Annotated in this window: 22 protein-coding genes and 1 pseudogene; 5 read left to right on the forward strand and 18 right to left on the reverse strand. The window is 70.8% G+C overall.

Translation table 11 applies throughout. The annotated features are described in order from the left end of the window. Window positions 1–93: 93 nt before the first annotated feature. Both IF11_RS0122210 and IF11_RS0122215 read right to left on the reverse strand, forming a co-directional pair. Window positions 94–855 carry an HAD family hydrolase gene (locus IF11_RS0122210; protein WP_240627847.1) on the reverse strand — a complete coding sequence of 254 codons (762 nt, stop codon included), beginning with the start codon at window positions 853–855 and terminating at the stop codon, window positions 94–96. A gap of 110 nt (window positions 856–965) precedes the next feature. After that, window positions 966–1,886 carry a GntR family transcriptional regulator gene (locus IF11_RS0122215; protein ID WP_030353433.1) on the reverse strand — a complete coding sequence of 307 codons (921 nt, stop codon included), beginning with the start codon at window positions 1,884–1,886 and terminating at the stop codon, window positions 966–968. Window positions 1,887–2,089: 203 nt separating this feature from the next. Here IF11_RS0122215 and IF11_RS0122220 point away from each other — a divergent pair, with 203 nt between their 5' ends. Continuing rightward, window positions 2,090–2,281: a hypothetical protein gene (locus IF11_RS0122220; RefSeq protein ID WP_030353434.1), complete on the forward strand. Its 192-nt coding sequence runs from the start codon at window positions 2,090–2,092 to the stop codon at window positions 2,279–2,281. 83 nt (window positions 2,282–2,364) lie between these two features. On the opposite strand, the gene IF11_RS0122225 is transcribed toward IF11_RS0122220, so the two are convergent. The 3 genes from IF11_RS0122225 to IF11_RS0122235 all read right to left on the reverse strand — a co-directional run bounded on the left by IF11_RS0122225 (window position 2,365) and on the right by IF11_RS0122235 (window position 5,615). Then, window positions 2,365–3,618, reverse strand: a complete 1,254-nt coding sequence (locus IF11_RS0122225) for a GNAT family N-acetyltransferase (RefSeq protein WP_051746139.1) — start codon at window positions 3,616–3,618, stop codon at window positions 2,365–2,367. A 217-nt stretch (window positions 3,619–3,835) separates the two neighbouring features. Continuing rightward, on the reverse strand, window positions 3,836–4,810 hold the full coding sequence (locus IF11_RS0122230; protein WP_030353436.1) for an asparaginase: 975 nt from the start codon (window positions 4,808–4,810) through the stop codon (window positions 3,836–3,838). A 127-nt stretch (window positions 4,811–4,937) separates the two neighbouring features. Further along, window positions 4,938–5,615 (reverse strand): RsiG family protein, encoded by a 678-nt coding sequence (locus IF11_RS0122235; protein WP_078490844.1) that lies wholly within the window; start codon window positions 5,613–5,615, stop codon window positions 4,938–4,940. Window positions 5,616–5,782: 167 nt separating this feature from the next. Here IF11_RS0122235 and dtd point away from each other — a divergent pair, with 167 nt between their 5' ends. Then, window positions 5,783–6,220, forward strand: a complete 438-nt coding sequence (gene dtd, locus IF11_RS0122240) for a D-aminoacyl-tRNA deacylase (RefSeq protein ID WP_030353438.1) — start codon at window positions 5,783–5,785, stop codon at window positions 6,218–6,220. 36 nt (window positions 6,221–6,256) lie between these two features. On the opposite strand, the gene ygfZ is transcribed toward dtd, so the two are convergent. The 6 genes from ygfZ to IF11_RS0122275 form a co-directional block, all read right to left on the reverse strand. Further along, window positions 6,257–7,222, reverse strand: a complete 966-nt coding sequence (gene ygfZ / locus IF11_RS0122245; protein ID WP_030353439.1) for a CAF17-like 4Fe-4S cluster assembly/insertion protein YgfZ — start codon at window positions 7,220–7,222, stop codon at window positions 6,257–6,259. Between the two features lie 10 nt (window positions 7,223–7,232). Then, window positions 7,233–7,670 (reverse strand): Fur family transcriptional regulator, encoded by a 438-nt coding sequence (locus tag IF11_RS0122250; protein ID WP_030353440.1) that lies wholly within the window; start codon window positions 7,668–7,670, stop codon window positions 7,233–7,235. A 52-nt stretch (window positions 7,671–7,722) separates the two neighbouring features. Further along, window positions 7,723–8,295 carry a heme-binding beta-barrel domain-containing protein gene (locus IF11_RS0122255; protein ID WP_030353441.1) on the reverse strand — a complete coding sequence of 191 codons (573 nt, stop codon included), beginning with the start codon at window positions 8,293–8,295 and terminating at the stop codon, window positions 7,723–7,725. A gap of 326 nt (window positions 8,296–8,621) precedes the next feature. Then, window positions 8,622–9,494, reverse strand: a complete 873-nt coding sequence (locus IF11_RS0122265; RefSeq protein WP_030353443.1) for a hypothetical protein — start codon at window positions 9,492–9,494, stop codon at window positions 8,622–8,624. Continuing rightward, window positions 9,491–10,354, reverse strand: a complete 864-nt coding sequence (locus tag IF11_RS40990) for a hypothetical protein (protein WP_030353444.1) — start codon at window positions 10,352–10,354, stop codon at window positions 9,491–9,493. The genes IF11_RS0122265 and IF11_RS40990 overlap by 4 nt, the downstream gene beginning before the upstream one ends. Then, window positions 10,351–11,097: a hypothetical protein gene (locus IF11_RS0122275; RefSeq protein WP_030353445.1), complete on the reverse strand. Its 747-nt coding sequence runs from the start codon at window positions 11,095–11,097 to the stop codon at window positions 10,351–10,353. Before IF11_RS0122275 ends, IF11_RS40990 begins: the two co-directional genes overlap by 4 nt. A 118-nt stretch (window positions 11,098–11,215) precedes the next feature. On the opposite strand from IF11_RS0122275, the gene IF11_RS0122280 reads away from it, so the two are divergent. Then, window positions 11,216–11,584, forward strand: coding sequence for a DsrE family protein (locus IF11_RS0122280; protein WP_030353446.1), 369 nt, complete (start codon window positions 11,216–11,218; stop codon window positions 11,582–11,584). Here IF11_RS0122280 and IF11_RS0122285 read toward each other — a convergent pair. From IF11_RS0122285 to IF11_RS0122310, 7 genes and pseudogenes are all read right to left on the reverse strand, one after another. Beyond that, window positions 11,550–11,873: a hypothetical protein gene (locus tag IF11_RS0122285; protein WP_051746129.1), complete on the reverse strand. Its 324-nt coding sequence runs from the start codon at window positions 11,871–11,873 to the stop codon at window positions 11,550–11,552. The genes IF11_RS0122280 and IF11_RS0122285 overlap by 35 nt on opposite strands. A gap of 153 nt (window positions 11,874–12,026) precedes the next feature. Then, window positions 12,027–12,314 (reverse strand): DUF1416 domain-containing protein, encoded by a 288-nt coding sequence (locus tag IF11_RS0122290; RefSeq protein ID WP_030353448.1) that lies wholly within the window; start codon window positions 12,312–12,314, stop codon window positions 12,027–12,029. A gap of 29 nt (window positions 12,315–12,343) precedes the next feature. Next, window positions 12,344–13,183, reverse strand: coding sequence for a sulfurtransferase (locus IF11_RS0122295; protein WP_030353449.1), 840 nt, complete (start codon window positions 13,181–13,183; stop codon window positions 12,344–12,346). 530 nt (window positions 13,184–13,713) lie between these two features. Further along, window positions 13,714–14,463, reverse strand: coding sequence for an LmeA family phospholipid-binding protein (locus IF11_RS0122300; RefSeq protein ID WP_030353450.1), 750 nt, complete (start codon window positions 14,461–14,463; stop codon window positions 13,714–13,716). Between the two features lie 190 nt (window positions 14,464–14,653). Next, the gene (locus tag IF11_RS0122305) at window positions 14,654–16,006 is read right to left on the reverse strand and encodes a hypothetical protein (RefSeq protein WP_106979227.1); all 1,353 of its coding nucleotides are present in this window, start codon (window positions 16,004–16,006) and stop codon (window positions 14,654–14,656) included. 10 nt (window positions 16,007–16,016) lie between these two features. Beyond that, window positions 16,017–16,298, reverse strand: coding sequence for a MoaD/ThiS family protein (locus IF11_RS42230; protein ID WP_342342622.1), 282 nt, complete (start codon window positions 16,296–16,298; stop codon window positions 16,017–16,019). Window positions 16,299–16,322: 24 nt separating this feature from the next. Further along, a pseudogene (locus IF11_RS0122310) lies at window positions 16,323–17,150 on the reverse strand (alpha/beta hydrolase); the annotation flags it as partial. A 259-nt stretch (window positions 17,151–17,409) separates the two neighbouring features. Between IF11_RS0122310 and IF11_RS0122315 the strand changes: the two are divergent. Together IF11_RS0122315 and IF11_RS0122320 are read left to right on the forward strand one after the other, a co-directional pair. Further along, entirely contained in the window at window positions 17,410–18,294 is an 885-nt protein-coding gene (locus IF11_RS0122315; protein ID WP_240627853.1) for a response regulator transcription factor, read from the forward strand. Between the two features lie 23 nt (window positions 18,295–18,317). Next, window positions 18,318–19,340, forward strand: coding sequence for a LacI family DNA-binding transcriptional regulator (locus IF11_RS0122320; protein WP_030353454.1), 1,023 nt, complete (start codon window positions 18,318–18,320; stop codon window positions 19,338–19,340). Window positions 19,341–19,348: the final 8 nt, after the last annotated feature.

Consider the following 19,348-nt stretch of genomic DNA (forward strand, 5'->3'; position numbering starts at 1 on the left):
GGCGGTGGGAAGTTACGCCATCTTCACCAACTCGGATCAGCGCGTCATGGCAGCTGACGCACCGTATCGGACAGAAATTCGAGGCGTGCCGCGCTACGGCAGTCGTCCATCTCTGCTGAGTTGGTCGGCCAAGGCGGCCAACTCACCGACACCCCCGGGAAGTTCATCGACCACCACCCGCGCCCCCACCTCGTACAGCACCTCGCTCTTGCTCTCGCGCGTCGCGTACCCGAGAAACCGGATGCCGAGCTGCTTGGCCGCGAGGAAGTCCGCCACCGCGTCCCCGATCATCACCGACTCCCCGGCCGCCGCACCGGTCGACGCGAGGGCCCGCGCCAGACAGTCGGGGTGCGGCTTGAGCCGGCGCGGATCGTGCGGGTCGTGCGTACGGCCGTGGATGTGCGGGCCGAAGCAGTCGGCGAGCCCGGTCCGTTCGAGATAGCGCCGCACCGCCCGCGGCGAGTTGTTGGTCGTCACCGCCAGGACGACGCCCGCGTCGCTGAGCGCCCGTATCAGCTCCGCCGCGCGCACGGACGGTACGGCGGACTCCGTCGCCAGGACCTCTTCCTCGGTGAGCCGCGCCTCCAGCTCGGACACCAGCGCGCTGCCCGGGTCGAGCTCCCCCACCGCCCGCAGGATGACCTGCGGATCGGTCACGGGACCGCCGTCCTCGGTCCGTACGCGGCGACGCACCCCGGCGGGCAGCCAGTCGAGCAGCCGGCCGGCCACCTCGGGCGCGGGGTGGTTACGGAAGAGCGCGCAGACAGGTCCGTCGAAGTCGAAGAGCACGCACCTGACCGAATCCGGCGGATCGACCGGGGCCATCGAGTCGAGCGGGTCGAGCGGGTCGGTCACGTCGCTCCGTCCGTCGGGGCGGAGGGCGGGCAGACAGCACCTCCGCACCCCATCTTCCCCCCAACCACTTCCCCAACCACCGCCCCGGAGCGGACAGTCGGCGCCCGGCGTCAGCCCAGCGCGAGATCCGTGGCGATCGTGTCCCACAGGGCGTCGAACCACGCCTGCGACTCCGCCACGAACGCCTTGTCCCGGCGCAGTCGCGTCTCCCCCGACACGAAGGAGAACAACGGCGACTTGTCCCCCAGCGCGTCATACATCTCCACGGACGTCCGGCCGATCTCGGCCTCGCGCACCGTGACCTTGTAGTACGCGAGCAGCGCCTCCGCGCCGTTGAGGACATACAGCTTGACGGACGGGGTGAACGGCAGCGCCTTGAACCGTACGTCCACATCGATGCCCGCCGAGCGCATCCCCACCAGATGGTCGCTCAGCACCGTGCCATGGGCGTTGCGCTGCTGGAGCCAGCGCTGATGGACGAGATCGCCCTCGTCCGGATGGGTGTCGGCGGTGCTGACCGACCGGGGGAAGGCCAGCTCGATGTTCCGGTTGGGCAGCAGCACGCGGACGGTGACGCTGCTCGGCGCGACGGAACGGTCCTGGATCCGCAGCCGCTGCTCCCCGAGAGCCGCGCTCAGGGACTCGGCCGTCAGACAGAGCGCGTCGACCCGTACATGGTCGGCCCGGAACGCCTCCGTGATCCGGGGGCGCAGCGCGACCATCGTCTCCTGGGGCGTCTCGTCCGCGCCCGCGTCACTTGCCACGCCTGCCCCACCCGCCCCACTCGCCCCGCGCGGGACGGCGGAACGGTCGGCGATACGCGGCGGAGCACCCCTGGTGACCTCGGTCAGCAGCCCGTCCTCCTGAAGGCTGCGCAGGGCGCGGCGGATCACTCCGCGCTGCACCCCGAACGCCTCGACCAGGCTCTTCTGCGTCGGTATGGGCTGACCGGCGGCCAGCTCGCCCGACTCGATACGGGCGCGCAGAGCCTCGGCCACCTCCTCCGACGTGGGTTTCCCGGTGCCGTTCACAGCAGCGCTCCCACTCTCCGAGGTCACCCCAACACGTTACAACTTCTCGCCATCCAGCGGGAGTTGTCGGGGAAGTTGGAGGCGAAGTTGTTTATGGATCGAGCCAGAGAGGGACAACTCCCCTAGTTGGCTGTCAGTTGGTGACCAACTGAGGCCAAGTCCATGTCTGCCGCGAGTTCTCCGCCTTCGAAGGAGCAACCGCCATGCCTCTGCTCGCACTCGTCATCGCAACCTTCGGCCTCGGACTTGAGCAGCTGGTCCAGTGGCGCTTCGGCCCCATGGGGATCGTCGCACTCATCCTGCTCAGTATCGGGATCAAGTCCAGGAACAGCACCTGCGCGGGGATCGGCGCGGTGGTCCTGATCCTGCTGGTCACGCACCCGGGGCCGGGCTAGTGCCGTGACCGGCAATGTTTGCCCCGAAGGAGCGTCGTCCAGTGCGTGCGATCGCAAGGCGGCCGGGAGCCCTTGTAGCGGAGCTACCAGGGCTTTTGGCCAACGCCGCGAGCGTGCGTGATGGGCGACGCGACGGGGCAAAGCTTGGCGACCGCCGCCGCCCCCGGCCGCTCCTCGGTCAGCAGACCGAGCGCCGCGAGCCGCACCGCCGATTCGTCCCCCAGGTACAGCGCGCCCAACTCCCGTACGTCCAGAGCGATATCCGGCGACTCCGTGGTCGGCGCGCAGACCCCGCCCTCCGCCGTCCCCTCCAGCCGGAACCGGCCGCCCGCCAGACCGTCCTTGTCGTGGATCTCCAGCGTCAGCGTGGCCGGCACGGCGTACGTACGCGCCTCCAGGGCCCGTACGGTGTCGAGGATCCGCACCCACAGGAAGTCCGCCTGCGTCACGATCCGCGCCGCGCGGGGGTCCGGGAGGAGCCCGGTCAGCAGATCGTCCGCGGCGCGGTGCCCAGTCCTGACCGTGGTGATCCAGTCGACCGAGCAGACGAAGCGCCACAGAGCGCTCTCCGCCGCCGGGGTCAGCGCGATCAGCTTCCGCACCGACGCGGTGTTCAGCGGCTGCTTGGCATCGCCCCAGTGGCCGTCGGAGGCGTAGGTGACCAGGCCCTCGATCTCACCGGCCGCCGAGCGGTACACCGCGTTGAAGGGCTCCGTCCACGGCAGGGCGCTCGCCGCCTGGCCGGTGTCGACGCGCCACCAGTGGTCGTCACGGCTCACCGCGCCGGGCTGACGCGTCCGGAAGCGCTGATGGAGATCCGGGCCGAGTTTCCGTACGTCCGCGAGGTCGACCAGATCGATCCGGCCGCCGTCGTCCGGCCCCGCCCACCGGGGATCAAGTCCCGTACGTGCCACCTCGATCGCCCACTCGGTGACCCAGGCGGCGGGGCCGAACCCGTACCGTCCGTAGATCGGGTACTCGGCGGCGATCAGCGTCGCGACGGCGTCCCCGCGCTCCTTCGCCGCCGCCAGATCGGCGGCCATCATCCGGCCGAGCAGCCCGCGCCGGCGGTGGGTGGGCGACACGGTCACGTTGGTGACCGCGTCGGCGGGAACCGCGGCGCCGCCGACGACCGTGAGCTCCTGCGCGAAGGACCGGAAGGTGGCGACGCAGCGCCCGTCGTCGAAGACCCCCCGCGTACGGGCCAGATCGAAATGGGCGAGCTTGTCCGCCACGTAATCGTCCGGGACGCGCGGCGGCCGGAGGAACCCGGTGTCAACGGCCCGCAACCAGTCGGAAAGCTCGGATTCGGTGACCGTACGGACGTCAAGGCTCATGGCCGTCACGCTAAGCGGTCCCGGCGCCCCGCCGCATCCCGGTTTTCGCCGCCGCCACCGGCCCCGGAAGCCCCGCGGTCCCCCGAAACCCCCGCAGTCCCCGCAGTCCCCGAAACCCCCGCACTCCCCGCAGTCCCCGCAGTCCCCGCAGTCCCCGCAGTCCCCGCAGTCCCCGCAGTCCCCGAAACCCCCGCAGTCCCCGCAGTCCCCAGGAACCTCAGAACGCCGCCCGCACCGCCCCGACCTCCACACCGCCGCCCAGCAGCGGCTCCCGCCCGATCCGGCCAAGCACCTCGGCCTCCACGCCCAGCAGTTGGAGCGCCCGCGTCAGCACAGGTCCCAGCGCCCGGCCCCCGCCGTCGTCAATCTTGAAGGCCAGCGCCCGGCCGTCCGGCAGCGCCACCGCCTGGACCGCCTCCGCGCCCGTCTTCGCGAGCGTGCCCGGCATCTCCGTCATCAGCCAGGTGTCGGACCTGCGCGTCCCCCCGACGTACTCGGGATGGGCGCGCATCGCGTCCGCCACCCGCCGCTCCGCCGACCCCGGCGCCGCGAGGACGAAGTGGCGGAAGGCACGGGCGAGACCGGTGAGGCTGATCGCCATCAGCGGGGCGCCGCAGCCGTCCGTACCGATCGTGGGGACCCGCTCGGCCGCCGTCTCCTCGATCACCGTCCGGACGAGCCGCTGCAACGGATGCGCCGGGTCCAGATAGCTCTCCGTCGGCCAGCCGTTGCGCACGCAGGCCGCCAGCATCGCCGTGTGCTTGCCCGAACAGTTCATGATGATCCGGTCCCGCACCCCGCCGGCGGCGAGATACGCCTCCGCCTCGATCCGGTCGAGCGGCAGATCCGGCGGCGTCCGCAGATCGTCGGCCGTCAGCCCGTGCTCGGCGAGCATCGTACGGACGAGAGCGAGATGGAACGCCTCGCCCGCGTGGCTCGCCGCCGCCAGCGCCAGCCGCTCCCCCGACAGCTCCACCCCGGCCCGCAGCACGGCCGCCGCCTGCATCGGCTTGTTGCTGGAGCGGGGAAAGACCGGGGCCTCGGGGTCACCGAGCTCCAGCTCGACCGTGCCGTCGGCCGCCAGCAGCACCAGCGTCCCCCGGTGACTGCCCTCGACAAAACCGGAGCGTACGACCTCGGCGAGCACCGGCGGCACGGCCGGGGATATGGCGTGGGAACTGGAGGACATCATCGGCCTTCCGGGGCTGGGCGGTACCCGCTCGCGCGGTCCGGTACGGATCCGTACGGATCAACGATGATCCACAGGTCCCGATACCGGGTCCCGATACCGATTCCCGACACGGATGGACACGGAATCACTACGTCAGCAGGTCGTCTACTTGGGCTTCACCCTCACGGTACCTGCGGGCGATCTCCGCGCTGCAGTCGTCCGCCGTCCGCTGCAACTGATGGCGCCGGCGCGAGAGCTGCTGCTCGTTGCGTACCAGCCGCCCCATCGCCGTATGCAGCTCCTCGTCCGTACGGGCCGCCAGGTCCGACAGCTCCACCTCGGCGAGTGTCTCGGCGGCCAGCAGGCGGTACTCCTCGCTGCGCGGTGTGGAGAGCGTGACATGGCGGGCGGACGAGCGGTGCCGCGAAGGCGTGTCGGTCAGGATCTCCGACAGCCGGTCGACCACCCGGGTCTCGGGGGCGGTACGGCGGGCCAGCTCGGCCCGCAGGATGTCGATCCGGCCCTGGAGAAGCCGCCGCAGATAGCTCAGATCGGCTTCGTCCCGCTGCGAGTCACGGCGCAGCGCGCGCAGTTCGGGCAGCCGCAGCACACCGAAGTCGTACGGCCGGGGCGCGGGCAGCGTGCCCTCACCGCCGGTGCGCTGCACGGGCGGCCGGGGCCCCCCGCTCCCCGGGGCCGCTCCTCCCGGCCGCGTTCCCGCCCCGTGGTCCGCACCCGGACCGGCGGCCGGTCCGCTGCCTGTCCCGGTGGTCGTACGGGTCGTCGGTACGGGACCGGGCGGCTGCCCGGCGCCAGATGTGCTCATCGCGCGTACTTCCCCTCACTCCGCTGGAGAGACCCCTGCCCCTATCCGCTGGGAACCCCCATCCCTCGACAGGTACGCAGAACGCACCGCCTCCGTGCATCGTGCCACTCCCACGACCGCGCATGCGGGCACTCTGCACCCGTTCGGCCCCCGATAGGTTGGTCCGTATGCGTGCAGTGGTGCAGAGAGTCGACGGCGCGAGCGTCGTGGCCGTGACGGAGTCCGGGCCGGAAACCGTCGGCGAGATCATCGGTGAGGGCTTGTGTGTGCTGGTGGGAGTCACCCACGAGGACACGGTGGAGCAGGCGGAACGGCTGGCCCGCAAGCTCTGGTCGATACGGATGCTGGAGGGCGAGAAGTCCTGTTCAGAGGTGAACGCGCCGCTCCTGGTGATCTCGCAGTTCACTCTCTACGGGGACGCCCGGAAGGGCCGCCGCCCCACCTGGAACGCGGCGGCGCCGGGCGACGTGGCCGAGCCGCTGGTCGACGAGGTGGTGGCGCGGCTGCGGGCGCTGGGCGCGAAGGTCGAGACGGGCCGGTTCGGAGCGGAGATGCGGGTCTCGCTCACGAATCACGGCCCGTTCACGGTGCTGCTGGACATGTAAGACGCGGGTGAGGCGTGGCGGAAAGCTGAGTGCGTGCTACGCCTCGACAACCGTTTCCTGCGCCGCCGCCGTGTCCCCGGCCAGCAGTTCCGCGTCCAGCGGCACATTGCGCTTGATCAGGGCCAGCGCGATCGGCCCCAGCTCGTGATGGCGGGCCGAGGTGGTGATGAAGCCCAGCTGGCGCCCCTCGGCGCCGTCGGCGGCGAGCCGGACCGGCGTGCCATGGCCCGGCAGATGGACCTCGCTGCCGTCCAGGTGCAGGAAGACCAGCCGGCGCGGCGGCTTTCCCAGGTTCTGCACACGGGCCACGGTCTCCTGGCCCCGGTAGCAGCCCTTGTCGAGATGGACCGCCGTGCCGATCAGCCCCACCTCGTGCGGGATGGTCCGGTGGTCGGTCTCGAAGCCCAGGCGCGGCCGGTGGCCTTCGATCCGCAGCGCCTCGTACGCGAGGATCCCGGCGACCGGGCCGTGCGCGGCGGCGTACGACTCCAGGTCGGCGCGGGGCAGGAAGAGATCCCGGCCGTACGGGGTCTCCCGTACGGCCACGCCCTCGGGCACCTCGGCGATGGAGCCCGCCGGCAGATGGACGACGGCGAAGTCGTCCGTACGGTCCGCGACCTCGACCCGGTAGAAGAACTTCATCGACTCCAGGTAGGCGATCAGCGCCTCCTGCGTGCCGGGCTCGACATGTGCCCAGACCGTCGTGCCGTCGTCCACGAGATACAGCGCGTGCTCGATATGGCCGTGCGGGGAGAGGATCAGCGCCTCGGTGGCCCGGCCGGCGGGCAGCTCGCTGACGTGCTGGGTGAGCAGCAGATGCAGCCAGCTCAGCCGGTCGTCCCCGGTGACGGTGACGACTCCGCGGTGCGAGAGATCCACCAGTCCGGTGCCGTCGGCGAGGGCCCGTTGCTCGCGGAACAGATCACCGTAGTGGGCGGCGACACCTTCGTCCTGTCCTTCGGCGGCGACGGCTCCAGGCAGGGACAGCAGAGGGCTCTTCATAGTGATTAGCCTACGACTCGCCGTTCGCGGCACGGGCGGCGCAGTTCCGGCACCGGCCGAAGATCGCGAAGTGCTTCATGTCCGTCGTGAACCCGAAGTCCTCGCGCAGCTTGGCGGTGAACTCCGCGGCCACCTCGACATCCGCCTCGATGACATGCGTGCAGTCCCGGCAGACCATGTGGATGTGGTGGTGCCGGTCGGCGAGGTGGTACGTGGGAGCGCCGTGCCCGAGATGGGCGTGCGAGACGAGGCCCAGCTCCTCCAGGAGCTCCAGGGTCCGGTAGACGGTGGAGATGTTCACACCGGAGGCGGTCCTGCGCACCTCGCACAGGATGTCGTCGGGTGTCGCGTGCTCCAGGGAGTCGACAGCTTCGAGGACAAGCTGCCGCTGAGGGGTCAGCCGGTACCCACGCTGGCGCAGGTCGCTCTTCCAGTCGGTGCTCACCACGCCCCCAGTGTAGGCAGGCGCGGCGGCGCGGGTGGCTCTCCTGGAAGGAGTTCTACTTGAAGAAGGCGATGCCGTCGTCCGGGAGGTCGCCGAGGTCCTTGGCCCATGCCTCGACCTGGTCCGGGGACACGACCTTCTTCAGATGCGCCGACATGTACGGGCGCAGCGGGACCTCGGGGGTGGACTTCTCGCCCACCCACATCAGGTCGCCCTTCACATAGCCGTACAGCCGCTTGCCACCGCTGTAGGGCCCGGAGGCCGCGGTGCGGGCCACCGCGTCGGTCACCAGGTCGATCTGCGGCTTCTGGTCGGCCAGCTCGCCGTACCAGACCTCCACCACACCCTGGTCCCTGACCATCACGACCTCGACCTTGCGGTCCGTGTCGATCCGCCAGTAGCCGGCCTCGGACTCGATCGGCCTGACCTTCTTGCCCTCGTCGTCCAGCGCCCAGGTGTGCGAGACGTACTCGACGAAGTCCCGGCCGTCGTGGCTGAAGGTGACCTCCTGGCCGAAGTTGGCCTTCTCGTCTCCCGGGAAGTCGAAGACACCGACGCCCTCCCAGTCACCGAGGAGGAAGGCCAGGGGAACAAGGTCCGGGTGCAGGTCGGACGGGATCTCGATCATGAGCAGCTCAGGCGATCTGTAGGGGTGAGGACGGGATGACCAGCGTGCGGCGACCGGCGCGGGGCGTCAGCGCTGACCCTGGTACAGCTTCTTCACGGCCAGAACGGTGAAGGCGAGCACGCCGACGCAGACGAGGACCAGCAGGGAAGTGAAGAAAGCCTCAAGCACGGCGTGCTCCTCGGATGAGCGGTAAGGGCGGTAAGGGCCGAGCCCCAGCCTAATGGGTGGGGACCCGGCCCTCTCGGCGAGGTACTCCGAGGTACGCGGGGACACTCGGGGCGCCCGGAACCGACCGGGACCGCTCGCGAGTGCCCGACGGCCTCGGCTCAGCCGAGCAGCTGGTTCTGGAGGATCACCGTCTGACGGAACGGCACGGCCGGAGCGCCGCCCTTCTTCTCGTGGACGATCAGCGCGAGGGTGTCGCCCGCGACGACATACGCCTGACGGACCTGCGTACCGTCGTACGGCGCGGGCTCCACGAACAGCTCCGCCGAGGTGCCCTCCACGGCGTCCCTCGCGAACTCCGACCAGCCCTCGTCGATCTCGGTCGTCGGTGCCCTGACGAGCGGAGCGCCCGCGTCGGCCCCGGACTCGATCTCCATGTCCTTGAATGCCTGGGCGAACGCGCCCGACTGGAAGCGCAGCAGATAGACGCGCGAGGAGGTGCCGTCCGGCATGGTCCAGCCGCGGGCCGCGATATGCCGTACGGCGTAGTCGCGCAGCGCCGGCCGGAGACCGGCCCGCCGGTCCTCGGCGTACTCGGATACGTACTGCTCGGTGCTCACCCAGCCTCCGGCCAGCTTCTTGTCCCCCGTGGCCCCGGCGGGGGCCGGGAGCAGCAGCTCACGCAGGTCGGCGTGGTGGATCTCGGCCGTGTTGCCCGGGGTGAAGGGGCGCGGGGAGCCGGACGGAAGGGCGGGCAGGGAGAGCCGGGGGTAGTCCCAGCGGCCGTCGTCCCGCGTCGCGAGCCCGGGTACGTCGCTGCGCTCCATCGAACTGATGCCGTACGCGGCGCCGGTGCCGAGCCCGGCGAAGACGACCACGGCGGCCGTCCAGCGGGCGACCGCGCGCAGCACCCGGCGGGGCGGCCGGGGAGCGGGGATGTGCACGACGGGCGGCTGCGGGGGCATGGGCGGCAGCGGCGGCGGTACGAGAACCGCGGGGCCGGGCTCCGCGGGGCCGGGGCTCTGCTCGGTCATACGTACCTCCCCGGGGATGCGATGTGGTCGAGCTGTTCCTTCATCAGTTCGGCGGCGGCGGACGAGTCGAACGGCTTCACCCCGGACGCGAGGAGAGTGACGGCCAGATCGCCGTCATACGCCACACACCGCATCGAGTCGAGGTCGGACTCGCCGCCCGTCTTCGGTGCCAGGAAGCACTCCGCCTTCCGGTGCCCCTCGATCTTCGGGCCCTTGCGGGCGCCGGGCCAGTCCGTCTCCGTGGCGTACCAACTCCGGAGGAACTGACGGTTCTCGGTCCGCATGAGATAGACCTCGGCAACGAGATCGACCGTCCCCGCTTCGTACGAGCGGACGGCGATGCCCTTGATGCCCAGCTTGTCGATCTCCTTGTTCAGCGCCCGGCGCAGTGGGCCGGAGAGGCCCTTGCCCTCGGACTTCATGAGCGCCGTCGCCTGCTTGCCGGTCAGCTCACCGTCGTTGCCGTACCCCTCGTTGCCGTACCCCGCGTTGCCGTACCCCTGCACGTCGGGACCGAGGCTGTAGCCACCGGGCACGGGCAGCAGCTTCCGGCTGAGCTCGGTGTCCGTACGGCCCTTGACGAAGTCCCCGGCGGGGTCGTTGTCCGGCTGGGTGATCGTCTTCGTCCAGACCGTGGTGCGAACGGTCCTGTCGGCCCCGTCAACGGTGGTCTTGATGAAACCGAGGCCGCCTGCGAGGGCGCCGAGGACCAGGACGGCGGGCAGGACGGTCCCGACGAGCCGGCGCGCGCGGGGGCGCGGGGCAGGAGTCGCGTCAGTCGCGTCAGTCGCGTCAGTCGCGTCAGTCGCGTCAACGGGGGATACGTCCGCGGGCGGCGGCGTCTCCAGGTCGTCGTTCACAGGCGCTCCAACTGCCGCTCGGCCAGCGTCCGGATGTCCTTCTTGCTGATCGGCTTGGCGTCGAACATGTTGATGTCGACCATGACGTCACCGCGATAGGCGATGGCGCGGGCGCGGTAGAACGGCAGATATCCGGCCTTCCGCTCGGGCTCGTAGAGGTAGTAACGGCCGTTGCCGCTGCCCTTGATGGGATCCCCCGAGTTGCCCGCGCTGAACTCGTCGTCGTCGGGCATGTAGGACTGCTGCCCCTCCGCGTGATTGGCCGCGCCCATGGTGTAACTGGCCCGGAACTGAACGAGGTAGATGTTCACCGTGCGGTTCTCGCCCTGTGTCCAGGAGGCGCCCGCGGCCCGGCGGAAGTCGCCCTTCAACATGTCCTCGAACACGCTGTCCGGTTCCTGGAAGTCGCCGGCGAACATGTCGAGCGACATCCACCCGTCGCTGAGCCAGTCCGGGAAGGCTTCCTCCGCACCGGAGGGTTTGCCGACCAGCAGCTTGCGCAGATCACCGTCCGTCCTGACCCGGGTGTCCTGCTTCGCGGACAGCGGCTCCGCTTCCTCCCCCTTGGGCAGGGATTTCGCGGGATACGTCACGCCCGGCTGGGCGAGCAGTGGCAGGGGCGTCGGCTCACGGTCGGCCTGGACCGCGTACCCGGTGGCCGTTCCGGCGACGATGCCGAGTACGGCCGCGGCGGCGATGAGCAGGGTCGTACGACCGCGTCTTCGTCTTCGTTGATTTTCCAAAGGGGTCCCCCACGAGACCTGAGGCGCATGGCCTGAGGCGCGGATTCCGTTATCCGCGCACAGACCTGACCGACAGACCGAGGGAGTGGTTGTATCCGCGCGGATTACAGTTCGGCATATGCACTCCGCGAAGAAGCTCGTGATCAAAGTGACCGCCGGGGCCGACGCACCCGAGCGCTGTTCCCAGGCCTTCACGGTGGCGGCGGTCGCCGTGGCCAGTGGGGTGGAGGTCTCGCTGTGGCTGACGGGCGAGTCCGCGTGGTTCGCGCTGCCGGGGCGGGCGGCGGAGTTCGAGCTGCCGCACTCCGCGCCGCTGCCGGAACTCATCGAGTCGATCCAGGCGGCCGGCCTGATCACGCTGTGCACGCAGTGTGCGGCCCGGCGGGACATCACGGAGAAGGATGTGCTGGACGGCGTACGGATCGCCGGGGCTCAGGTCTTCGTCAGCGAGATCATGGCGGACGGCGTGCAGGCGCTCGTCTACTGACGCGCCTGCCCCGCCGCCGCTCGTCGTGGTGGTGGTCCCTGTGTTCCAGCTCGTCCAGCCACTTCTCGGACTCGGTCGGGGCGTCGACCGGCGGTTCGTCCCACCAGCGATCGTCGCGGTCCTTCGTATTGCCGACGATGGCGGCGGCCGGCGGAATCAGCATCGCCACGAAGCTCATGATCACGGCGGCCGGCACCGAGATGTCGCGCACGAAAGTCCAGGCGGAGACGAAGAGGACCAGGCATCCGCCCATGAGCAGGAAGTACCGACGACGGCGTCGCGCGTACATATCTTCAGCGTACGCCCGGGAATGCCCGGATCGGCCCGGCCCGGATCGGCCCGGCCCGCATGAACGGCCGGAGGGCCGCACCCCAGGGGGTACGGCCCTCCGGCCGGTGAGAGAAGAGCTCGGTCCGCGCGAAGAGCTCGGTCCGCGAAGAGCTCAGACCGCGATCGCGACCTCGGAGAGGCCCCCGGTCTGCGCGACGACCGTACGGTCCGCCGTGGCGCCCGGGACGAGGGCGCGCAGCGTCCACGTGCCCTCGGCCGCGTAGAAGCGGAACTGGCCGGTCGCCGAGGTCGGGACCTCCGCGGTGAATTCTCCGGTCGAGTCCAGCAGGCGTACGTAACCGGTGACGGGCTCGCCGTCGCGGGTCACGGAACCCTGGATGGTGGTCTCACCGGGCTTGATCGTCGAAGCGTCGGGGCCGCCGGCCTGTGCTCCACACATACTGTTCAGTCCTCCGGGTCGGGGCGTGATTACTTGTTGGCGCCGAGCTCGATCGGCACACCGACGAGCGAGCCGTACTCGGTCCACGAGCCGTCGTAGTTCTTGACGTTCTCGACACCGAGCAGCTCGTGCAGCACGAACCAGGTGAGCGCGGAGCGCTCGCCGATACGGCAGTAGGCGACGGTGTCCTTGGTCAGGTCGACCTGCTCGTCGGCGTAGAGCTCCTTGAGCTCGTCGTCCGACTTGAAGGTGCCGTCGTCGTTGGCGTTCTTGGACCACGGGATGTTGCGCGCGGTCGGGATGTGACCCGGACGCTGCGACTGCTCCTGCGGGAGGTGCGCCGGAGCGAGCAGCTTGCCGCTGAACTCGTCGGGCGAGCGCACGTCGACCAGGTTCTGCGTGCCGATCGCGGCGACCGCGTCGTCACGGAAGGCACGGATCGAGGTGTTCTGGGCCTTGGCCTTGTACGTGGTGGCGGCACGCGTCGGGACGGCGTCGACCAGGTCGCGGGAGTCCAGCTCCCACTTCTTGCGGCCGCCGTCGAGGAGCTTGACGGAGTCGTGCCCGTACAGCTTGAAGTACCAGTACGCGTAGGACGCGAACCAGTTGTTGTTGCCGCCGTAGAGGATGACGGTGTCGTCGTTGGCGATGCCCTTGGCCGACAGGAGCTTCTCGAAGCCCTCCTGGTCGACGAAGTCACGGCGGACCGGGTCCTGGAGGTCCTTCTTCCAGTCGATCCTGACAGCGTTCTTGATGTGGTTCTTGTCGTAGGCCGAGGTGTCCTCGTCGACCTCGACAATGACCACCTTCGGGTCGTCGATGTGGGCCTCGACCCAGTCGGCGTCTACCAGGACGTCGCTGCGGCTCATGCTGTTCTCCTCCGGGGATGGGGTCTCCCCTGCTCGTTAAGAGCTTGGGGAAGTGCGGCGGGCTGCGAGGTGCGGGGCGCGGCTGCTGCCGCTGCTTCCGGGCACGGGGCCCGGGCCGGCGTACGGCGCGCGGGTGGCCCTGAGAATCTCGAAGGGCCCGGCGGGAAACGGGACGCGAATGTCCCGCTCAGACGGTGCGACAGAGCATGGCGGCGACGCGGCACAGGTCAACTGCCCGCCGCTTCGTGAAGTCCGCCTGTTGCGTCATACGTCCGATCGTAGGGACGTCCCGGCGGACATGTCACCGGCGTGTCACATCGTGAGACTCGATCGTCCGGAAGGCGAGACAATCGTGTGGTCGGCGCGGTGTCCGCCGACCGGCCGGGGCCCGGCGTCCCGCTGTCATCTGAGGAGCGGACGCCGACGTCTCACCATCCGGTTACCCGCCCTCCGGACGGCGCTAACTCCCTCGGGGGGCGGCGCTCCGCTCGCGGTCCTGCCCTGAGGCCCGCGGTCGGCCGGTCAGCCGGTCAGCCGGTCAGGGAGACGTTCGTCCCGGCGCCGGAGAAGTGCAGACCGTCCTCGGCCGCCGTGACCTTGTCGAGCTTGATGGTCGACGGCAGCCCGTCGATCTTCAGGTCGTAATCGACCACGTCCCGCACCTGCTCGTCCATGCCCGGCACCGGCAGTTCGGGAAGGGTCGCGGCCTTCAGCCGGACCGTGTCGCCGCCCTCCAGCGTCACCGTGCTGTACGCCGTGACGGTCCGGCCGCCCAGCAGGGCCTTGACGGTGTCAGGGATCTCGACGCCCGCGCCCTCCAGCACGTCCGTCAGCGGCCCGGAGACCTTGACCTGCCCCTTCGCGGCCCGCTCGGCACCGGCGTAGCCGACAGTCGCGCCCTTCGGCGCCGACTTGGCGAGGTCCGCATACGAGATGCGCGCCGAGCCGTTGGCCTGCCCGGCCACGGCGGATGAGAAGCTGCTGTCGATCTTGACGTCCTTCAGCTGGGCCTTGACCTCGGTCACCCGGACGTCGTGGCCGTCGGCCGTGGCGTTGACGCCGTCGAGGCCGATCTCGACCTCGTCCAGCGAGGTGCCGAGGACCTGGGTCAGGAAGGGGAAGCCCTTGATGGAGACGTCGGGCTGGGAGGTCAGCCCCGCGCTCGACCTGACCCGGTCGGCGACCTCGCTCTCGGCGAAGTACACCGCCGCCCGGTCCGCGGCGACGAACAGCCCGCCGAAGATCACGACGAATATCAGCAGTATTCGCAGCGCGCGCATGGTTCGGTGTCCCCCACTCTGATCGTTTCTGCCCCCTGACGACCGTGAGCGTAACGCCAGTCGGGTCGGCCGCATGTCGGAGTGATCGACGAACGGCGCGGACGTACGGTTCCCCGCCGGCCCCCGTCGGCCGTGCGCCGTGCGTCACTCGGGCCCGTCAGGTCCGGGTCGGATCCCGGGCAGGTCCGCGTCAGGCAAGCATGCGGCCCAGCAGGTAGACGGCGGGAGCGGCGGCCGTGAGCGGCAGCGCCACTCCGGCGGTCATGTGCACGAAGCGCGACGGGTAGTCGTAGCTCGCCGCGCGCAGCCCGACCAGCGCGCAGACCCCCGCGCCGAGCCCCAGCAGCGCGCCCTGGCTGCCCAGGTCCGTCATGCCGCCCGCCGCGATCCCGGCGCCCGCGCCGGCCAGCAGGGCCACCACGACGGAGACGAACCCCGGCAGCGGCAGCGCGCGGGCCACGGTCGCCGCGGCGACCGCCACACCGCCGACGACCACCGCGTCCGGCACGGCCGCGAGCTGGCCGGTGGCGAGGATGGCGAGCGCGGCCGAGGCGACGGTGGCCATCAGGCCCGTCATCCGCTCATCGGCGCTCGCGCGGCTGCGCAGCTGCAGGACGACGACCAGCAGCACCCACACACCGAGGGTGCCGATGATCGCGGCGGGGGCGTTCTCCCGGCCCGCCGCGAGCACGGCGATATCGGCGGTGATCCCGCCGAGGAAGGCGAGCGCGATGCCCTGCCTGGCCGGCCACATGCCGTTCAGCCGGAACCAGCCGGCCGCCGTGACGGCCTGGAGCAGGACGAGCGGGACGAGCAGCGCGTACGGCCCGATGGCCGCGCCGCCGGCCAGCAGCAGGCCGAGCACGGCGGTCAGCCCGGCGGGCTGGATGCCCGGCGGAATGATCGGCGAGCGGCCCTCTGCGCGGGCGCGCTGGGCGTCGGTGATCCGGGCGTTGCCCATGGTGGTGGGCGCGCTGTAGCCGTCGGCGGAGCCGGGAGGCGTGGTGCCGGGAGCAGCGGTGAAGGGCGCCTGGTTCGGGTTCCCGGCCCCGGCCGGAGCCTGGGGCGCGTACGGCGCCGAGGCGGGCGACGGCACGCCCGACGGTACGTTCGACGGCATCTCCGGGGGCAGCGGGTAGGCGCCCTGCGGCGGCAGATACGCGGTGTCGGCGGCGGCAGCGGCCTGCTGCGGCTGGTACGCCTGTCCCTGGGCCTGGCCCTGCGCGGGGTAGTACGGCCCCTGCGCCTGGGCGTGGGGTTGGTACTGGGTGTCCCAGGTCTGGCCCTCCCACGTCTGCGCGGCGGGCTCCTGCTGGGCCTGGGGCTGAGGCTCGTACTGGGGCTCGGCCCAGCCCTGCGAGGCGCCCGGGTCCTGGTACGCGCCGTTCGCCCCGTTCATCCCGTTCGCGCCGTAGGACGGCTGCTGCGGGCGGCCGTACTGGTCGTACTGAGCCTGGTTCCGGGCCTGGTCCCCGTACGGCCCGTGCCAGTGCTGCTGCCCCTGCCCCTGGCCGTACCGATACTGCTGATCGTCGTCGCTCATGTTCTGCGGTTCACCCTCCTGCGAACGGCGGGAGCACCTCGACCGTGCCGCCCTCGGCAAGCCGTACGGTCTCATGCCCACGGGTCCCCACGGGGTCACCGTCGACGATGAAGGAACACCTCTGGAGTACGCGGACCAGCTCGCCCGGGTGCCTCACCCGCGCGGCGGCGAGCGCGTCGGCCAGGTTGTCCGCCGCGTACGGCTCCTCCGCGGTGCCCGCGGCGGCCTTGGCCGCGGCCCAGTAGCGGATCGTGCCCGATGCCATGGCGGCGCTCCTTTCGTCGGCTCCCATGATGGCCGACGGCGCCCGCACGTCCGTCAGCCACTCCCCGAGGCGTGCCAGCAGCGCGTCGTCGGCGGCGTTCTCCGCGTGGCCCATGCCCGGTTCGAGCCACAGTTCGGCGGCGCCCGGAGCCGCGGCGCCGGCCAGCGAGCGGGGGTGGTCCAGCGGGAAGTACGGGTCGCGGTCGCCGTGTACGACGAGCAGCGGGACCGGCGCGATCAGCGGGACGGACTCGACCGGGGAGAGCGGCACGGGATCCCAGTCCCGGTCATGGATACGCGTACGCAATCCGTAGCGGCCGACCAGCCGGCCCAGGGGCCGCGTCACCACCCAGTGCAGCCGCCGCATCGGGGCGGTTCCCCGGTAGTACCAGCGCGCGGGTGCGCTCACGGCGGCCACGGCGTCGGTCCGCGCACCTGTGCGCCCCCTGTGCGACGCGGCATGGCGCAGCACCACGGATCCGCCCATGGAGAAGCCGACGGTCACGACACGCGAATGGCCCAGCGCGCGGGCCCATTCGACGGCCGCCGCCAGATCGAGGATCTCGCGGTCGCCGACCGTGGAGCGCCCGCCCGAGCGGCCGTGCCCGCGGAACGAGAACGTGACGACGGCCGCACGCTGCGCGAACACCCGCGCCGCCCGTCGTACGGCGGGTTTTTCCACCGACCCGGTGAACCCATGTGCGAGCACGATCGCGGTCCCGCCGTCCGCCCGGAAATCCTGCCCGAAACCCGCCGTACACGGCTCGTACACCGCCTCGATGGGGACCCCGTCCACGGTCCTGAGGACCGTGCGCCGGGTGCCCCGGGCACCCGGGGAATCTGGTGATCTGCGGGATTGACCCTCTGGCACCGAGCACATGTGGGTTATTCTGCTGCGAAGAGGATCCGGGCAATGTAGCCCCCGGGTCCTTTTGTGTTTCCCGTCCGTTGTTACAGACAGATGACACAGACGGAAGACACGGACATCACGGCTGCGGGCCTCAGGGCGAGGGAGCCGCGGCCGGCACCACGCAGGACAAGCAGTGCCGCATACGTCCTCGCAGGGACCGAGGAGGAACCGACGTAATGGGCAAGCGAACCGTGTATGACAACAGTCCGGCCGAGGCAGGTGGGCGGCGATGAGTTCTCTGCTGCTTCTGACCAACGCGCTCCAGCCCTCGACGGAGGTGCTGCCGGCTCTTGGACTGCTGCTCCACAATGTGCGGGTGGCCCCCGCCGAAGGGCCCGCTCTCGTCGACACCCCTGGTGCCGATGTCATTCTGATCGACGGCCGGCGCGACCTTCCGCAGGTGCGGTCGCTCTGCCAGCTGCTCCGGTCCACCGGACCGGGCTGCCCGCTGATCCTCGTCGTGACGGAGGGCGGCCTCGCCGCCGTCACCGCGGACTGGGGCATCGACGACGTACTGCTCGACACGGCCGGTCCGGCCGAGGTCGAGGCCCGGCTGCGGCTCGCGATGGGCCGGCAGCAGATCTCGACCGACGACTCCCCGATGGAGATCCGCAACGGCGATCTGTCGGTGGACGAGGCGACCTACAGCGCGAAGCTCAAGGGGCGGGTCCTGGACCTGACCTTCAAGGAGTTCGAGCTGCTCAAGTACCTCGCGCAGCACCCGGGCCGGGTCTTCACCCGGGCCCAGCTGCTCCAAGAGGTCTGGGGCTACGACTACTTCGGCGGTACGCGGACGGTCGACGTCCACGTACGGCGGCTGCGCGCGAAGCTCGGCCCCGAGCACGAGTCGCTGATCGGGACCGTACGGAACGTCGGCTACCGCTTCGTCACCCCGGAGAAGGGCGAGCGCGGTACGGAGAAGTCCGACCGGGCGTCAGGTGACACCCGGGCGAATGCCGCCGGGGAGCCGTCCCCTGCCGAGGGCCACAATGGGTCTCGCAACGGGTCCCACCCCGAGCCCCGGCACGAGAAGGCCGAGGACCCCGGGGACGACGACACGGCCGCCGGACTGGACGCCACACAAGAAAATGCCGTGCGACCTGCCAAGCGGTAGGTCACCACGCGTAGACTCCGCGCGTGGCCAAGGTGACGCGGGACGATGTGGCACGACTGGCGGGTACGTCCACCGCCGTCGTCAGCTATGTCATCAACAACGGACCGAGGCCGGTCGCCCCGGCCACGCGCGAGCGGGTGGTCGCCGCGATCCAGGAGCTGGGCTACCGGCCCGACCGGGTCGCCCAGGCGATGGCCTCGCGGCGGACCGACCTCATAGGGGTCGTCGTGCCGGACGCGAGACAGCCCTTCTTCGCGGAGATGGCGCACGCGGTCGAACAGGCCGCGGCCGAGCGCGGGAAAATGGTGCTCGTCGGCAACTCCGACTACCGCAATGAGCGGGAGGTCCACTATCTGCGGGCCTTCCTGGGCATGCGGGTGTCGGGGCTGATCCTGGTCAGCCAGGGTCCGAGCGAGCGCGCGGCGGCCGAGATAGAGGCCTGGGACGCGCGGGTCGTGCTGCTGCACGAGCGGCCCGAGGGCATCGATGACGTGGCGGTCGTGACGGACGACATCGGCGGCGCCCAGCTCGCCACCCGTCATCTGCTGGAGCACGGCCATCCGTACGTCGCCTGCCTCGGCGGGGTCGAGTCCACCCCGGTCGTCGGCGACCCGGTGACCGACCACGTCGAGGGCTGGCGGCGGGCGATGCTGGAGGCCGGGCGGCCGGTGGAGGGACGCCTCTTCCGGGCGCTCTACAACCGGTACGACGCGTACCAGGTCGCGCTGGAGCTGCTGGCGGGCCCCGACCGGCCGCCGGCGATCTTCTGCTCCACCGACGACCAGGCGATCGGCGTGCTGCGGGCGGCCCGCGAGCTGCGGATCGACGTCCCCGGCGAGCTGGCCGTGGCGGGCTTCGACGACGTCAAGGAAGCCGGGCTCACGGACCCGCCGCTGACGACGGTCTCCTCCGACCGGCCGGCGATGGCGCGGGCCGCGGTGGATCTCGTGCTGGACGACGGGCTGCGGGTGGCGGGGTCGCGGCGGGAACGGGTGAAGCAGTTCCCGTCGGCGCTGATCGTGCGGCGCTCCTGCGGCTGCGCGTAGGCGGTCGG

The organism is Streptomyces scopuliridis RB72 (assembly GCF_000718095.1).
GTDB lineage: Bacteria > Actinomycetota > Actinomycetes > Streptomycetales > Streptomycetaceae > Streptomyces > Streptomyces scopuliridis.

Excerpts from the sequence above, each read along its gene's own strand:
- IF11_RS0122220 (WP_030353434.1), top strand. The coding sequence starts at position 2,090 with ATGCCTCTGCTCGCACTCGTCATCGCAACCTTCGGCCTCGGACTTGAG.
- IF11_RS0122255 (WP_030353441.1), bottom strand. The coding sequence starts at position 8,295 with ATGATCGAGATCCCGTCCGACCTGCACCCGGACCTTGTTCCCCTGGCC.
- IF11_RS0122290 (WP_030353448.1), bottom strand. The coding sequence starts at position 12,314 with ATGTGTGGAGCACAGGCCGGCGGCCCCGACGCTTCGACGATCAAGCCC.
- IF11_RS0122225 (WP_051746139.1), bottom strand. The coding sequence starts at position 3,618 with ATGAGCCTTGACGTCCGTACGGTCACCGAATCCGAGCTTTCCGACTGG.
- IF11_RS0122265 (WP_030353443.1), bottom strand. The coding sequence starts at position 9,494 with ATGACCGAGCAGAGCCCCGGCCCCGCGGAGCCCGGCCCCGCGGTTCTC.
- dtd (WP_030353438.1), top strand. The coding sequence starts at position 5,783 with ATGCGTGCAGTGGTGCAGAGAGTCGACGGCGCGAGCGTCGTGGCCGTG.
- IF11_RS0122295 (WP_030353449.1), bottom strand. The coding sequence starts at position 13,183 with ATGAGCCGCAGCGACGTCCTGGTAGACGCCGACTGGGTCGAGGCCCAC.
- IF11_RS0122285 (WP_051746129.1), bottom strand. The coding sequence starts at position 11,873 with ATGTACGCGCGACGCCGTCGTCGGTACTTCCTGCTCATGGGCGGATGC.
- IF11_RS0122315 (WP_240627853.1), top strand. The coding sequence starts at position 17,410 with ATGAGTTCTCTGCTGCTTCTGACCAACGCGCTCCAGCCCTCGACGGAG.
- IF11_RS0122305 (WP_106979227.1), bottom strand. The coding sequence starts at position 16,006 with ATGAGCGACGACGATCAGCAGTATCGGTACGGCCAGGGGCAGGGGCAG.
- IF11_RS0122235 (WP_078490844.1), bottom strand. The coding sequence starts at position 5,615 with ATGAGCACATCTGGCGCCGGGCAGCCGCCCGGTCCCGTACCGACGACC.
- IF11_RS0122300 (WP_030353450.1), bottom strand. The coding sequence starts at position 14,463 with ATGCGCGCGCTGCGAATACTGCTGATATTCGTCGTGATCTTCGGCGGG.
- IF11_RS0122280 (WP_030353446.1), top strand. The coding sequence starts at position 11,216 with ATGCACTCCGCGAAGAAGCTCGTGATCAAAGTGACCGCCGGGGCCGAC.
- IF11_RS0122230 (WP_030353436.1), bottom strand. The coding sequence starts at position 4,810 with ATGATGTCCTCCAGTTCCCACGCCATATCCCCGGCCGTGCCGCCGGTG.
- IF11_RS42230 (WP_342342622.1), bottom strand. The coding sequence starts at position 16,298 with ATGGGAGCCGACGAAAGGAGCGCCGCCATGGCATCGGGCACGATCCGC.
- ygfZ (WP_030353439.1), bottom strand. The coding sequence starts at position 7,222 with ATGAAGAGCCCTCTGCTGTCCCTGCCTGGAGCCGTCGCCGCCGAAGGA.